Source organism: Peribacillus frigoritolerans (assembly GCF_040250305.1).
Lineage (GTDB): Bacteria > Bacillota > Bacilli > Bacillales > DSM-1321 > Peribacillus.
Map to the genome: position 1 here is coordinate 2,310,762 of NZ_CP158190.1, position 13,488 is coordinate 2,324,249.

Consider the following 13,488-nt stretch of genomic DNA (forward strand, 5'->3'; position numbering starts at 1 on the left):
TAAAGGAGGAGGGATGAAAGATGCATTATGATGTAATTGTAATTGGAGCAGGAACTATGGGAATGTCTTCAGGTTATTATCTATCAAAAAATGGACAAAAAGTATTATTATTGGATTCCTTTGCTCCTCCTCATAATAAGGGCAGCCATCACGGGGAAACAAGAATTATTAGACATGCTTATGGTGAAGGCAGGGAGTATATTTCTTTGGCACTTAAATCCCAAGAGCTATGGGGTGAGTTGGAAAGAAATTCGGGGAAACAATTATTTCTTCCAACGGGGGTCCTGAATGCTGGTAGCGAAAATTCCACTTTCATTAAGCAAGTGATAGCGGGTTCAAACGAATATGGGTTACCTATGAAAATCTTGGATTACCATGAAATTCATGATAGATGGCCTGGGATAAGACTGCCGGAAGACTACATTGGATGCTATGAATCGACTTCGGGCGTATTGAAAAGTGAAGAGTGCTTAAGAGCGTATCAGCAACTTGCGAAATCTCATGGTGCCGACATCAGGGTAAACAGTGAAGTGAAGAAGATAGTTGTTCATGGGGATGGGGTCACGATTAAAACGGATGAACAGACATTCCACTCAGAATCTTTAGTGGTTGCAGTTGGGGCGTGGGCACCGAAAATATTGGCGATGTTAGATTTAAATCTGCCGCTGGAACCCATCAGAAAAACATTTGCCTGGTTTCATGCAAATGAAAGATTATATAATCATAATGATTTTCCGGCTTTTTCTTTTGATACTTCAGTTGGTACATACTATGGCTTTCCTAGTATAAATGGTTCTGGAATGAAAGTAGGGAGACATGATGGGGGAACCCGTATAAATCCTGATGGCTGTATTGAAGGTTTTGGTGAATTGGATGAAGATGAGGGAGATTTGGTGAAGTTTTTGCGGAAATATATGCCTGCTGATCAAAAATTGAAATATGGGAAAACTTGCATCTACACCATGACCCCTGATGAGCATTTTATAGTGGATAAACATCCTTATTATCCACACATTGCCATAGCGGCAGGTTTCTCTGGACATGGTTTTAAATTCAGCAGTGTCATGGGAGAAATATTGAGTGACTTGATTATCTCCGGAACTAGCAAGGAAGATATTTCATTGTTTTCTATTAATCGATTTAAAAATTCATTGTCATAATATACTCCTGATTTTAGTGCTGTAATCATTGCCGTTGCTTCCTTTCAAAGGAAACAACGGCTTTTTAGCATTAAACAGTAAATGTTAGGTTACCTAACAAAATATTGTCGAAATAATTAATATATGCTAGAATGAGAATATTCCGAAATATGAAACTCTAATTCCGAATTTCGGACCTAACACATTTGAGTGATTGAAAGAGTAACTACATATTTTTATTTACTGAAATTTCCGTTAATAAAGGAGAGGGTAGTATGAACACGGTTGATTTGAATTGTGATTTAGGAGAAAGTTTTGGCGCTTATAGGATTGGTAATGATCAAGAGATTTTGGATTATGTAACATCTGTCAATGTAGCTTGTGGATTCCACGCTGGTGATCCGACAGTCATGAGAAAAACGGTTCAGCTTGCTTTAGGGAAAGATGTCAAAATCGGAGCCCACCCAGGTTTACAGGATTTAATAGGATTTGGCAGACGCAATATGAATATTTCACCACAGGAAGCTTATGATATTGTCGTCTATCAAATTGGTGCATTGAATGGCTTTCTGCAATCCGAAGGCGGAAGTATGCAGCATGTGAAACCGCATGGGGCTTTATACAATATGGCCGCAAAGAACAAAGAGTTATCCATGGCCATTGCCGAAGCGGTATATAAAGTGAATCCTGAGCTTATCTTATTTGGTTTGTCAGGCAGTGAATTGATACGTGCCGGACAGGCTATCGGATTGCAAACCGGGAGTGAAGTATTTGCCGATCGAACCTACCAACATGATGGTTCATTGACTTCCCGATTGGAAAAGGACGCATTGATCGAAAACGATGATGATGCCGTTGCCCAAGTCATTCGCATGGTGAAGGAAGGGAAAGTACTGTCTCAGCAAGGCTCAGATGTGGCTTTAAAAGCAGATACCATTTGTATTCACGGGGACGGGGTACATGCTTTATCCTTTGCACGGCATGTTAAGGAATCATTACAATTATCTGAAATAACAGTCAAGTCCTTTACTTGAAAAAAATAAACAATCAGGAGGCAGATTCCATTGGAGCCATTCAAAAATACAACAGCACAGAAAAAGAATCCGACTAAGCCAAAAACGAACCGCACTTTATTGTTAGGTGCGGCATTCCTAATGGCAACTTCGGCAATAGGACCTGGCTTTTTAATGCAAACAACCGTCTATACCCAAAGTCTTGCGGCAAGTTTCGGTTTCGTTATTCTTATTTCGGTCATTCTTGATATATTTGCCCAAACAAATGTATGGCGCATTATTGCTGTATCCGAAAAACGCGGTCAGGAAATTGCAAACATGGTCCTTCCTGGGCTGGGTTATGTACTGGCAGCTCTGATCGTCATGGGCGGGCTGGCATTTAATATTGGAAATATAGCAGGAGCTGGATTAGGTCTTAATGCAATGACGGGAATATCTCCAACAGCCGGGGCGGCAATAAGTGCAGTCATCGCCGTACTGATTTTTGTAGTGAAAGAAGCAGGAAAAGCGATGGACCGTTTTACGCAAATCGCCGGATTTTTCATGATTTGTTTGATGATTTACGTTGCTTGGACAACCTCTCCTCCTGTAGGGGAAGCGGTAGTGAAGACCTTTGTGCCTGATAAAATCGACATTATCGCGATCGTTACATTAGTGGGTGGATCTGTAGGCGGCTATATTACTTTTGCGGGAGGCCATCGTCTATTGGATGCAGGCGTGAAGGGCGTTGACTCATTACCACAGGTCACGAAGAGCTCGGTAATGGGGATCCTGATAACGACGGTCATGCGTGTTGCGTTATTTCTAGCAGTACTGGGTGTTGTATCGAAAGGTTTACAAATTAATCCGGATAACCCTGCAGCATCCGTTTTTCAACTCGCTGCGGGTGATATAGGATATAAAATCTTCGGTATTGTCATGTGGGCAGCAGCTATCACATCGGTTGTAGGAGCTGCATATACTTCGGTTTCATTTATCAGAACTTTCAGCGAAAAGATAAATAATAAGGCTAACTGGATAATCATTGGCTTTATAGCCGTATCGACCATATGCTTTCTATTGATTGGTCAACCGGTTAAAGTACTGCTTGTAGTTGGGGCCATTAATGGACTCATCTTACCAATTGCTCTTGGAACATTGCTGATTGCCGCATATAGGAAAAACATCGTGGGTGATTATAAGCATCCTTTATGGTTAACGATTTCCGGTGTATTCGTGGTAGTCATCATGGCGTTAATGGGCGTATATACATTAATGAAACAACTGCCCGCACTTTTTTAATGATTAATCAATGTAAACCCAATTAATAAAGGTGGAAGTGGCGTGCCAGTTTGTGACTGGCTGCAGTTCTTAATAGGAGATGAATACTAATGATCGACCTTTCTCAAGCTACCCCGGCTAAGTTGCGTTCAATGATTCGAAACAACGAATTGATAAAACCGACCGCTGGCATGGCTAACGGTTATGCACAAGCGAACTTAGCCATCTTAAAAAAAGAGCATGCTTTTGATTTCTTATTGTTCTGTCAGCGTAACCCTAAATCCTGTCCATTGCTGGACGTTACGGAAATTGGTTCACCCATTCCCGCATTTGCAGCAAATACGGGGGATATACGCACCGATATTCCTAAATATAGGGTATATAAATATGGAGAATTAGTGGAAGAAGTAACGGATATCTCAAACTACTGGGAAGACGATATGGTTGGATTTTTAATCGGGTGCAGTTTTACATTCGAACACGCCTTATTGAATAATGATATATCGATTCGTCATATTGAAGAGGGATGCAATGTACCTATGTATAAAACCGATATCCCTTGTATTGAAGCAGGGATTTTTCATGGGAAAATGGTGGCTAGCATGAGGCCGATTCCACAAAAGGATGTTGTGAGGGCAACTCAAGTGACATCGCGGTTTCCTGCCGTTCATGGCGCTCCGATCCATATTGGTGACCCTGAAGCGATCGGTGTTTCCAGCATTCAGCAACCGGATTTTGGTGATCCAGTAACGATTCGTGAAGGGGAAGTCCCGGTCTTTTGGGCATGTGGTGTGACACCTCAATCCATTGCTATGGAGACTAAACCGGAGATCATGATCACGCATGCACCTGGATATATGTTCATAACGGACATTCGTGATGAAAAATTAGGAGTTTTATAACGTACAGAAAGAGATGATTCCTATGCCGGAAAAGCTTTTGAAAAAAACTGCATGTACACTTTCTCCATTGGGCGATTCCGCAATCGTGATAACATTCGGGAATGGAATGGAATACAGCGTTCACAAGAAAATAAAATTGTTAAAGGATTTGCTGGAGAATGAACCTTTTGCAGGGTTTATAGAATGTGTACCGGCTTATATCAATTTGACGGTTTTTTATAATCCACTCGTTATTTATAAGGATCAAAATAAAAGCAATGGTAGTGAAACCATTTCTCCCTTTGATGTGGTCCGTTCCATCTTGGAAATGAAATTACAGGATTTACAAGAAGATAAGAAACTCATACATCGAACGGTTACCATTCCCGTGTGCTATGGGAAGGAATATGGACCCGATTTGGAATATGTTGCCCGCTATAATGATTTGACCACTGATGAAGTCATTCATATTCATTCAACCGGGGAATATTTGGCTTATATGATCGGGTTCGCACCGGGTTTCCCGTTTCTTGGCGGACTGTCAGGGAACATCGCGACACCTAGGCGTTCCTCTCCCCGAATGACCATTCCGGCAGGGGCGGTAGGGATCGCCGGTAAGCAAACGGGTGTATATCCTATATCAACGCCTGGTGGATGGCAATTGATCGGACAAACGCCAACCAAACTATTTTTACCAAATGTAAATCCTCCAAGTCTATTACAAGCAGGGGACATTGTGAAGTTCCATCCGATTACGGATCAAGAATATAAAGAAATGATTACTAAGGAGGAGATACAGTGAGCCTGCGCGTAATCAAACCGGGAATATTGACCAGTATACAGGATCTTGGAAGAAAAGGATTCCAGCAACATGGGGTGATTGTAAGCGGGGCGATGGATGCACATTCGTTACGAATTGCCAATATGCTGGTTGGCAATGAAGAAGGAGAAGCGGCCTTGGAAATTACATTAATGGGGCCGACCATTAAAGTCGAGAAAAATTGCCTGATTTCGATAACGGGTGGAAACTTATCACCTACAATCGATAATCATGCTGTACCGATGTGGAGGCCCATTCTTGTGAAAAATGGATCGATGCTTCGATTTGCAGGGTGTAAATCAGGTTGCAGGGCTTACTTAACTGTAGCGGGAGGCTTTGCTATTCCTGAAGTCATGGCCAGTAAAAGCACATATCTAAGGGCTGGGATTGGCGGCTATATGGGGAGGGCATTAAAGGCTGACGATGTCTTGGAGTTTAATGAACCTTCGAAAAATCTTGGTGATCGGACGTTCAAAGGTTCATTTTCCTTCCCAAAGTGGTTTGTCAATGAGAAGGAGTTCATGCCAGGAGGAAAAGCTCTCATCCGGTTCATCGATGGAAGCCAATATGAATATTTCACAGATTACAGTAAAGATAGTTTTGTAGCGGGTGCCTTTAAAGTTTCCAATCAATCCGACCGCATGGGATATAGATTATCGGGCCCTACACTGAAATTAAAGGATAATGGGGAGTTATTATCTGAAGCGGTCACAAATGGGTCCGTTCAGGTTCCTCCTGATGGAAATCCAATCATTCTCCTTGCGGATAGCCAAACAACGGGGGGGTATCCTAAGATAGCTCAGGTGATTACGGCAGATTTACCAAGTATCGCTCAGGTTAAACCAGGGGAATCCATACAGTTCTCAAGGGTGAACTTAAAGGAAGCTGAGCGGCTTTTCCTTCAAAAAGAACGGCAATTGAAGGAATTGCAAGTTTCGATTTCCTTGGCCCTGAACAAATGGCTGGATATATAATTGCTTCGATAAAAAACGCAAACGATGAGAAAGTACTCTTAATGAGTGCTTTCAGGCTGTAGACAAACTCGATGGAAATCGAGTTTGTCTACATTTTTTTTTGCTTGTACAAATTTGACGTTGATTGGAACGTAGGGCACTCGCCTTCCGCGGGCGGTCCGGGAGCCTCCTCGGCGCACTTGCGCCTGTGGGGTCTCCCTAGGACTCGATATTCCCGCAGGAGTCTCGCACACCCGCTCCAATCAACTATGTTTAAAAAATTGGATAGAACTCCTTTTGCCTACAGTCTTTTTTGTTTTAAAAGGGAAGTTTAAAAGTGGTTCGGAATTTTTTAATTCCGCCCCCCTTTTGTCTGCAAACTGAAAGTACTCCTAAAGAGTGCTTTCTTTTTTGTTTCATTAAACAAAGTACATGATAAAGACGTTTCCTTTCTACCCTTTATCCAATGCTGTCTTTAAAAGATGGCTTTTTTTGCTGGACCCGTTTTGCAATTCGAAAGGGAGGAGAAGTTGAGATGCATTTTTTTCTCCAAAAAAATCTTGAAATATTGAAACCTAACATCCTCATGCGTACTTATTTACATTATTACATCATTCCCAATAAAGAAGTGAGGAAATCGGTATGATGAAATTCGAAGTAATCAACATTCTGGCATCTTAATTTTTGTTTATTTTCAAAAGTTAAGGGGATTTTTCCAATAGGATGGGGAAGTTCCCCGATATCGAACAATCAGGCAAGATCTTACAATAAAGGTATGGTAATTGTTTGTAATGAGGAGGAATAATAATGCAGGCAAAAGTCGCCGTAAATCAAAAAACAGGAAAATCGATTGATGATGCTTTTGCATCACATTTTGCCAAGTCTATGTTTCTAGCAGTTTGCGGACTTGTATTCTTATCGTTTATAGGTACGAGAATGTTTACACATGTGGATTTAAACCTTTATGGCTATATGGTGGGGACGTTTATTTTTATTGGGGGTTTCTTTTACAGATTTATCGCATGGGGAGAAAGGCCGCCAACAAAGGTTTTTATAAAAAAAGGAATCAAAATTCTCTTAAGAAGATCAACGCCCAAAACAACAGTTGAACATTTAGCAACATACAATTTCATCTGGAACAGGGGGATTTACCGATGGACTCAGCACGTTCTAATGGGCTGGGGCTGCATACTTTCCTGCTTCGTGACCTTTCCTCTAGTATTTGGATGGATGTACTTCACAATGGACGACAACGGTTACTACAACATCATCGCTATGGGGATCCAGGTAATGACAGTGCCAGCTGATGGGCTTATTGCGACGTTATCATATAACGCACTGAACATTACAGCAGTGATGGTCATTTCCGGTGTATGCATGGCCCTTTATCGCCGTTTGAAAAATATGCAGGCAAGGGCAGAGCAACAATTCATGTATGACTTCCTTCCATTATTCATGCTGTTATTGGTCAGCGGTACAGGACTGGGACTAACCTTCATGAACATTTTTATGCATGGTGCAGGACAGCCAGCCATGTCCCTGATACACCAATGGTCAGTCATCATTACATTGATTTATCTTCCGTTCGGAAAACTTGCGCACATACCTTTCCGCCCATTGAGTGTATTTGCAAGAAACTACAGAGAGCATTATGCGGAACAATCCATGAAAGGATGCAAAGTATGCGGTAATGAGTTTGTTTCAACAGAACAATCAAAAGATGTCATAGAGGTTCTCGGCAGGAATGATATAGAATTTCAAGCGAAAGAAGGCCACCATCTCGCTGAAATGTGCCTACCTTGTCGAAGAAAATACAGGATTGCCCAATTTTCCGGGTTCCCCATCCATGATGTAAAAGTTAAGGAGGCAAACCAGGATGCAAAAGGATAAGTTTTTTAAAGCAGAAAGTAATGTGATACACCCGAATGAAACATTGGTCAAAACCCATTGTGCTTATTGCGGAATGCAGTGCGGAATGAATTTAAGGGTAAATGTTGCGACGAATAAAATCATTGGGGTTGAACCCCGTTATGACTGGCCTGTAACCGTTGGGAAAATGTGTCCAAAAGGGGTTACAGCTTACCAGCAGACGAATCATGATGATCGTATTTTAAAACCGCTTATTCGTGATGATGCATCATTAAAGGGAACAAAGGAAGGTTTCCGTGAAGCAAGCTGGAATGAGGCGTATGATTTAATCGCAAATAAGTTCAGGGAACTTCAAGGTAAATATGGAAAAGATTCATTATCCGTTTTCAGCGGGGTATCAATGACAAATGAAAAATGCTATTTAACAGGGAAATTTGCACGTGTTGCTCTTGGAACTCGCTACATTGATTATAATGGCCGATTTTGCATGTCGAGTGCAGCCGGGGGATTCCTTCGTTCTTTTGGAGTTGATAGAGGTTCAACATTACCCTGGACTGATATTCATGAAACGGATTGCTTATTTATTGCAGGTAGCAACACAGCAGAATGTCATCCGACTTCTATGTTCCGAGTCTGGAACGTTCAAGAAAGAGGAGGATACATTATCGTGGCAGATCCCCGTGAAACTCCTATTGCGAGAAGAGCAGATGTGCACCTTGACCTGAAACCGGGAACCGATCTTGCCCTTGCTAATGGAATCTTAAATTTATTAATTCAAAATGGTTATGCGGATGAAGGGTTTATTAATAATCATACAAACGGGTTTGAAGAAACAAAAGAGCTTGTACGAGAATTTACACCGGAATATACGAGTGAGCTTACAGGTGTGGCACCGGAAAAAATTATTCGCGCAGCAGAGATTTATGGGAAATCACCGAATGCAGTTGTGATGTTTGCACGTGGAATCGAACAGCAGCAAAAGGGTGTTGACAATGTATCTGGATATACAAACTTGGCGCTTGTGACAGGTAAAATCGGACGGCCCAAGTCTGGTGTAGCGACATTCACTGGTCAAGGAAACGGACAAGGGGGACGGGAGCATGGCCAGAAAGCCGATTTATTGCCAGGATACCGTAAAATTACAAACCCTGAACATGTAGCAGAAGTTTGTAAAGTATGGAAAATCACTCCGGAAGAAATGCCCCAGCCGGGTGTTTCTGCATATGAAATGTTTGAATTGATGGAACAAAAAACGATTCGCGGATTGTATCTGCTATGTTCTAATCCTGCAGTATCTGCGCCGAATCTGAATTTCGTCAGAAGTGCGATGAAAAATCTTGATTTTATGTTGTGTTCGGATTTCTATCTTTCTGAATCAGCAGAGTTCGCGGATGTGATCCTGCCATCTGTAACGTGGTCAGAAGATGAAGGAACAGTTACAAACCTTGAAGGAAGAATTATTAAGATAAATAAGGCACAAGAACCAATCGGTGAATCTAAGCCCGATTGGCAAATACAAGTAGAACTTGCAGAACGTCTTGGAAGAGGAAAATACTTTTCCCATTTGAAAACAGCAAAAGATATAGCTGATGAATTCAGACTGGCTAGTAAAGGAGGATATGCCGATTATTATGGTGCTTCATGGGATAAAATCGACAAACAGGACGGAGTATTTTGGCCTTGTAAGGATGAAAATGATATGGGAACGCCGCATATGTTCCTGGATAAGAAATTCTATCACGCAGACGGCAAAGCGAAAATTTGTGCGCTTCCTTACCGTCCCCCTGCTGAGGAGCCAGATGAAAAATATCCACTTCGTTTAACAACCGGGCGTGTCGTTTACCACTACTTATCTGGAAACCAGACGAGAAGAATCCAGTTCCTGCGTGATATGTGCCCGGAGCCATACGTCGAAGTACATCCGGAAACGGCAAAAAAATACAATATGGATCATGAGGATAACGTCCGCCTGTACACCCGAAGAGGCGAGGCAATCTATAAAGTGAAAATTACAGAAGCAATTCGTGAGGACACTGTATTTGTTCCATACCACTTTGGGCACGAGCAATCTATCAACCTATTAACCATCGCAGCACTTGACCCAATGTCCCGTATGCCGGAGTTTAAGGTCTGTGCGGCTCAATTGGAAAAAGTCGAAATAAAGAAGGTGCAATAAATGAAAAAGAGGCTCTACTTAGAACTTGAAAACTGCATAGGATGCCGGTCATGCCTTGCTGCTTGTACACAATGCGGAGGGCATGAAGAGCGGAACAGGAACTACGTTTATGATGTAAACCCTCTGGTCAATCGGCAGACGATGCCTCTTATGTGCCTCCATTGTGTGAATCCGGCCTGTGCAAGAAGCTGTCCTGCCCAGGCAATCCAAATACATGAGACAGGGGCCGTCTTATCAGCTCTCGTTGAAAAATGTATTGGCTGCCAAAACTGTACGATTGCTTGTCCATATGGCATACCAAAATTTGACACTGAACAAAACTTAATGTACAAATGCGATTTATGTATCGACCGGACAAAAAACGGTATCCCGCCAATGTGTGCAAGTGTTTGTCCATCCAATACACTTCAGTGGCTCACCGATGAGGAAATTGGAAATAGAAAAAAACAATTTAATCTAGATAATGGAAAATGGGTGACTAGCCTGCCTTATCTTGAAAGTGAAACGAACGTTAAGGTAAATCTGCCTGGTATTTTACAGGGAATTGAAAAGCTATTTTAGGAGGGATTTATATGCCGTCGGATAAAAATAATAAAATCCCCTTTAATGAAGATAATTACACCCATAATATTGAACGGGATAATGAAAGAAAGCTCGACAGACGAGGGTTCATGAAAACATTAGTGGGAGCTGCAGGAGTATTCGCGATTTCCTCCCTTCCTTGGGGAGCGATTGCGGCTAAAGAATTGATGGGACTTGGGGAAAAGGAGTATCCTCACAAAAAAATTACCGATGTAAGCGGACTTGCAATTGGTGACGCAGTGGAGTTTAAATTTCCAGGGGATCATGATGATGCCATTTTGATCAGATTGTCTGAAACGAAATATGTAGCATATCAAAATGCATGCACACATCTTCGTTGCCCGGTATTTTGGGTGAAAGAAGAAGGTGAAATGATCTGTCCTTGCCATCATGGGAAATTTGATGTTGAAACAGGTGCTCCAACTGCCGGACCGCCAAGGAGGCCCCTGCCTGAAATTCAAGTGAAAGTTGAAAATGGCGCAGTATACGCTGTAAGGGTGAAGCGTTATGAAGTTTAAGTACATCGGTGTCGCGTTGCTTTGTGCCTTCTTGATGATGAATATAGTATTTACCCAATTTATGGTTCACCAATTTTATTATGAAAATTATATAAATGTACTAATATTTGGTGGATTGAACATTGTTGTGTTTCCCTTAGCGTTTTTTACATATAAAAAAACCAAATACGAAAAGGCGTGAATCAAATGAACAGTGAAACATACTTTGATTTTTGTTTTGTAAAAGAAGCATCTGGAAATTTTGCTGCTGAAATCGATAAGCTCCTTTCAGGCCTTTTTAAAGATGTCCGTCTTAACTGGTATTTAGATGAAAAGTCAATAGATGGGGCCGATATTGTAGTTGCCGAAGTAAAGGGAATGAGCAATTGGGAGTCTGTAGTGGAAACAATTGAATTTATCGAGAATCATGCAGAAGATACATTCTGGGAATATTTGCAGGGTTTTCAAATGAATGTTTACACGGCAAAGAGAGGATGCAATACCTGTGGAACACATTAAAATAGAAGATATACAACCATTAATATTGGAAAAAGCAAGTGTAGCCATCTTAGATGATGATGGCCAGGGTAAAGCTCCTTTCGTTTCTAAAACGATTGTTAAGGTGAAGCTTTGTCCTGACATGACACATCTGCGTATTTACTTTGATGACATAAATTTTTTCGCTGTCCCGTTGATATCCAATGTGACTAAAAATGAAAATGAGTGGTCAGCTTTTGACGAAAATGCGAGATTACAATATGTAATTAGAAGAGAGAGTGGTCAGGATGTTTAGAAAAATTCAGCTTCCATTACAAACCTTAAACCTCGTTGTAGGATTTATGGTGTGGGTATTAATTTCGTCCCTGCTGCCTTTTATTAAAGAAGATATCGCAATACAGGATGGTCAGCTTGCACTGGTAACAGCTGTTCCTGTTATTTTAGGATCTATTCTTCGCATTCCCCTTGGCTTTTACGCCAATCAGTTCGGGGCCAGGAAAATTTTCCTGATTAGCTTTATATCGCTGTTATTCCCTGTTTATTATATCAGTATTGCGGATTCTCTTGCTGATTTGTTGATTGGAGGGCTATTTCTTGGTATTGGGGGAGCTGTATTCTCTGTTGGAGTAACCTCTTTACCGAAGTACTACCCTAAGGAACGCCATGGCTTTATAAACGGAATTTACGGTGCAGGAAACCTCGGAACGGCTATATCAGCATTTGCAGCACCTGTTGTAGCTACGAAGTTTGGCTGGTCAACAACCGTACAGCTTTATCTTGTGATTTTGGCGGTATTTATCGCAGGTAACTTCCTATTAGGGGATAAAAAGGAACTGAGAGTAAAGACACCGCTTTTAGAACAAATTAAGGGTGTCTACAAAAATGAAAAACTATGGCTGCTAAGCTTATTTTACTTTATAACATTCGGTTCTTTTGTTGCATTTACTATTTATCTGCCAAACTTTCTTGTAGCGAACTTTGGATTGGATAAAGTTGATGCAGGTGTAAGGACAGCAGGCTTTATTGTTCTTGCCACTCTTATGAGACCTATTGGCGGGTGGCTTGCCGACCGCTTCCATTCTCTTATTCTGCTCATGTTTGTTTTTGGAATTTATACGATTTCAGCAATGATCCTATCCTTTGCTCCATCAATTGGCTGGTACACATTTGGCTGTTTAAGTATTGCTCTCTGTGCTGGAATGGGAAATGGTGTTATTTTTAAACTGGTGCCGATGTATTTCCAAAAGCAGGCCGGTATTGTGAATGGAATTGTGTCCGCAATGGGAGGTTTGGGAGGATTTTTCCCGCCGTTAATTCTATCCTTGTTATTCAATATCACAGGACATTATGCAATCGGGTTCATGGCATTGTCAGAAGTTGCCCTTGCAAGTTTGATTTTAGTAGTCTGGATGTATTTCCAAGGTAAAATGGGCCTTGCCAAAGAAGTGATTGACAATACAATAGAAGGCATTTTGATCACCGATACCAATGGTAAAATCATTTCAGTAAACCCTTCGTTTACAAGGATTACTGGCTATCAGGAAAATGAAGTAATTGGAAAGAATCCTAGTATACTTAAGTCAGGTAAACAGCCTCAAACTTTTTATGAGGATATGTGGAAATCTATTGAAAAAAATGGTTTCTGGCAAGGTGAAATCTTGAATAGCCGAAAGGATGGACAGCAATATCTACAATGGCTGACAATTAGTGCAATAAAGAATGATGCTGGGGATGTTGTTCAATATGCCGGAATGTTTAGTGACATTTCAAGTCATAGAGTGAAGAAAGCATAAAATGAAC

13 protein-coding genes are annotated in these 13,488 nt (G+C 41.3%); all 13 read left to right on the forward strand.

Annotated elements, in window-relative coordinates:
• Nucleotides 1–20: 20 nt before the first annotated feature.
• The 13 genes from solA to ABOA58_RS11395 all read left to right on the forward strand — a co-directional run bounded on the left by solA (nucleotide 21) and on the right by ABOA58_RS11395 (nucleotide 13,481).
• Nucleotides 21–1,160, forward strand: a complete 1,140-nt coding sequence (solA, locus tag ABOA58_RS11335) for an N-methyl-L-tryptophan oxidase (RefSeq protein ID WP_350302369.1) — start codon at nucleotides 21–23, stop codon at nucleotides 1,158–1,160.
• A 254-nt stretch (nucleotides 1,161–1,414) separates the two neighbouring features.
• Complete coding sequence (gene pxpA / locus ABOA58_RS11340) at nucleotides 1,415–2,173, forward strand: 5-oxoprolinase subunit PxpA (RefSeq protein WP_350302370.1); 759 nt, start codon at nucleotides 1,415–1,417, stop codon at nucleotides 2,171–2,173.
• A gap of 120 nt (nucleotides 2,174–2,293) precedes the next feature.
• Nucleotides 2,294–3,433 carry an NRAMP family divalent metal transporter gene (locus ABOA58_RS11345; RefSeq protein ID WP_350302852.1) on the forward strand — a complete coding sequence of 380 codons (1,140 nt, stop codon included), beginning with the start codon at nucleotides 2,294–2,296 and terminating at the stop codon, nucleotides 3,431–3,433.
• A gap of 89 nt (nucleotides 3,434–3,522) precedes the next feature.
• Nucleotides 3,523–4,314 (forward strand): putative hydro-lyase, encoded by a 792-nt coding sequence (locus ABOA58_RS11350; RefSeq protein WP_350302371.1) that lies wholly within the window; start codon nucleotides 3,523–3,525, stop codon nucleotides 4,312–4,314.
• Between the two features lie 22 nt (nucleotides 4,315–4,336).
• Nucleotides 4,337–5,095: a 5-oxoprolinase subunit PxpB gene (pxpB, locus tag ABOA58_RS11355; protein ID WP_350302372.1), complete on the forward strand. Its 759-nt coding sequence runs from the start codon at nucleotides 4,337–4,339 to the stop codon at nucleotides 5,093–5,095.
• Complete coding sequence (locus ABOA58_RS11360; RefSeq protein ID WP_350302373.1) at nucleotides 5,092–6,087, forward strand: biotin-dependent carboxyltransferase family protein; 996 nt, start codon at nucleotides 5,092–5,094, stop codon at nucleotides 6,085–6,087. Before pxpB ends, ABOA58_RS11360 begins: the two co-directional genes overlap by 4 nt.
• Nucleotides 6,088–6,873: 786 nt before the next feature.
• Nucleotides 6,874–7,956, forward strand: a complete 1,083-nt coding sequence (locus ABOA58_RS11365; RefSeq protein ID WP_350302374.1) for a hypothetical protein — start codon at nucleotides 6,874–6,876, stop codon at nucleotides 7,954–7,956.
• Entirely contained in the window at nucleotides 7,943–10,111 is a 2,169-nt protein-coding gene (locus tag ABOA58_RS11370) for a molybdopterin oxidoreductase family protein (protein WP_350302375.1), read from the forward strand. Before ABOA58_RS11365 ends, ABOA58_RS11370 begins: the two co-directional genes overlap by 14 nt.
• Nucleotides 10,112–10,672: a 4Fe-4S dicluster domain-containing protein gene (locus tag ABOA58_RS11375; RefSeq protein WP_096338634.1), complete on the forward strand. Its 561-nt coding sequence runs from the start codon at nucleotides 10,112–10,114 to the stop codon at nucleotides 10,670–10,672.
• An 11-nt stretch (nucleotides 10,673–10,683) separates the two neighbouring features.
• Nucleotides 10,684–11,211 (forward strand): Rieske (2Fe-2S) protein, encoded by a 528-nt coding sequence (locus ABOA58_RS11380; RefSeq protein ID WP_251539171.1) that lies wholly within the window; start codon nucleotides 10,684–10,686, stop codon nucleotides 11,209–11,211.
• 186 nt (nucleotides 11,212–11,397) lie between these two features.
• Nucleotides 11,398–11,709, forward strand: coding sequence for a hypothetical protein (locus ABOA58_RS11385; RefSeq protein WP_350302376.1), 312 nt, complete (start codon nucleotides 11,398–11,400; stop codon nucleotides 11,707–11,709).
• A complete protein-coding gene (locus ABOA58_RS11390; RefSeq protein ID WP_350302377.1) occupies nucleotides 11,696–11,983 on the forward strand; it encodes a hypothetical protein in 288 nt (95 codons plus the stop codon). Before ABOA58_RS11385 ends, ABOA58_RS11390 begins: the two co-directional genes overlap by 14 nt.
• Entirely contained in the window at nucleotides 11,976–13,481 is a 1,506-nt protein-coding gene (locus ABOA58_RS11395; protein ID WP_350302378.1) for a nitrate/nitrite transporter, read from the forward strand. Before ABOA58_RS11390 ends, ABOA58_RS11395 begins: the two co-directional genes overlap by 8 nt.
• Nucleotides 13,482–13,488 lie beyond the last annotated feature (7 nt).

Bases quoted from the DNA above. Each gene is read 5' to 3' on its own strand.
- solA (WP_350302369.1), top strand. From the start codon at position 21: ATGCATTATGATGTAATTGTAATTGGAGCAGGAACTATGGGAATGTCT.
- pxpA (WP_350302370.1), top strand. From the start codon at position 1,415: ATGAACACGGTTGATTTGAATTGTGATTTAGGAGAAAGTTTTGGCGCT.
- ABOA58_RS11345 (WP_350302852.1), top strand. From the start codon at position 2,294: ATGGCAACTTCGGCAATAGGACCTGGCTTTTTAATGCAAACAACCGTC.
- ABOA58_RS11350 (WP_350302371.1), top strand. From the start codon at position 3,523: ATGATCGACCTTTCTCAAGCTACCCCGGCTAAGTTGCGTTCAATGATT.
- pxpB (WP_350302372.1), top strand. From the start codon at position 4,337: ATGCCGGAAAAGCTTTTGAAAAAAACTGCATGTACACTTTCTCCATTG.
- ABOA58_RS11365 (WP_350302374.1), top strand. From the start codon at position 6,874: ATGCAGGCAAAAGTCGCCGTAAATCAAAAAACAGGAAAATCGATTGAT.
- ABOA58_RS11370 (WP_350302375.1), top strand. From the start codon at position 7,943: ATGCAAAAGGATAAGTTTTTTAAAGCAGAAAGTAATGTGATACACCCG.
- ABOA58_RS11375 (WP_096338634.1), top strand. From the start codon at position 10,112: ATGAAAAAGAGGCTCTACTTAGAACTTGAAAACTGCATAGGATGCCGG.
- ABOA58_RS11380 (WP_251539171.1), top strand. From the start codon at position 10,684: ATGCCGTCGGATAAAAATAATAAAATCCCCTTTAATGAAGATAATTAC.
- ABOA58_RS11385 (WP_350302376.1), top strand. From the start codon at position 11,398: ATGAACAGTGAAACATACTTTGATTTTTGTTTTGTAAAAGAAGCATCT.
- ABOA58_RS11395 (WP_350302378.1), top strand. From the start codon at position 11,976: ATGTTTAGAAAAATTCAGCTTCCATTACAAACCTTAAACCTCGTTGTA.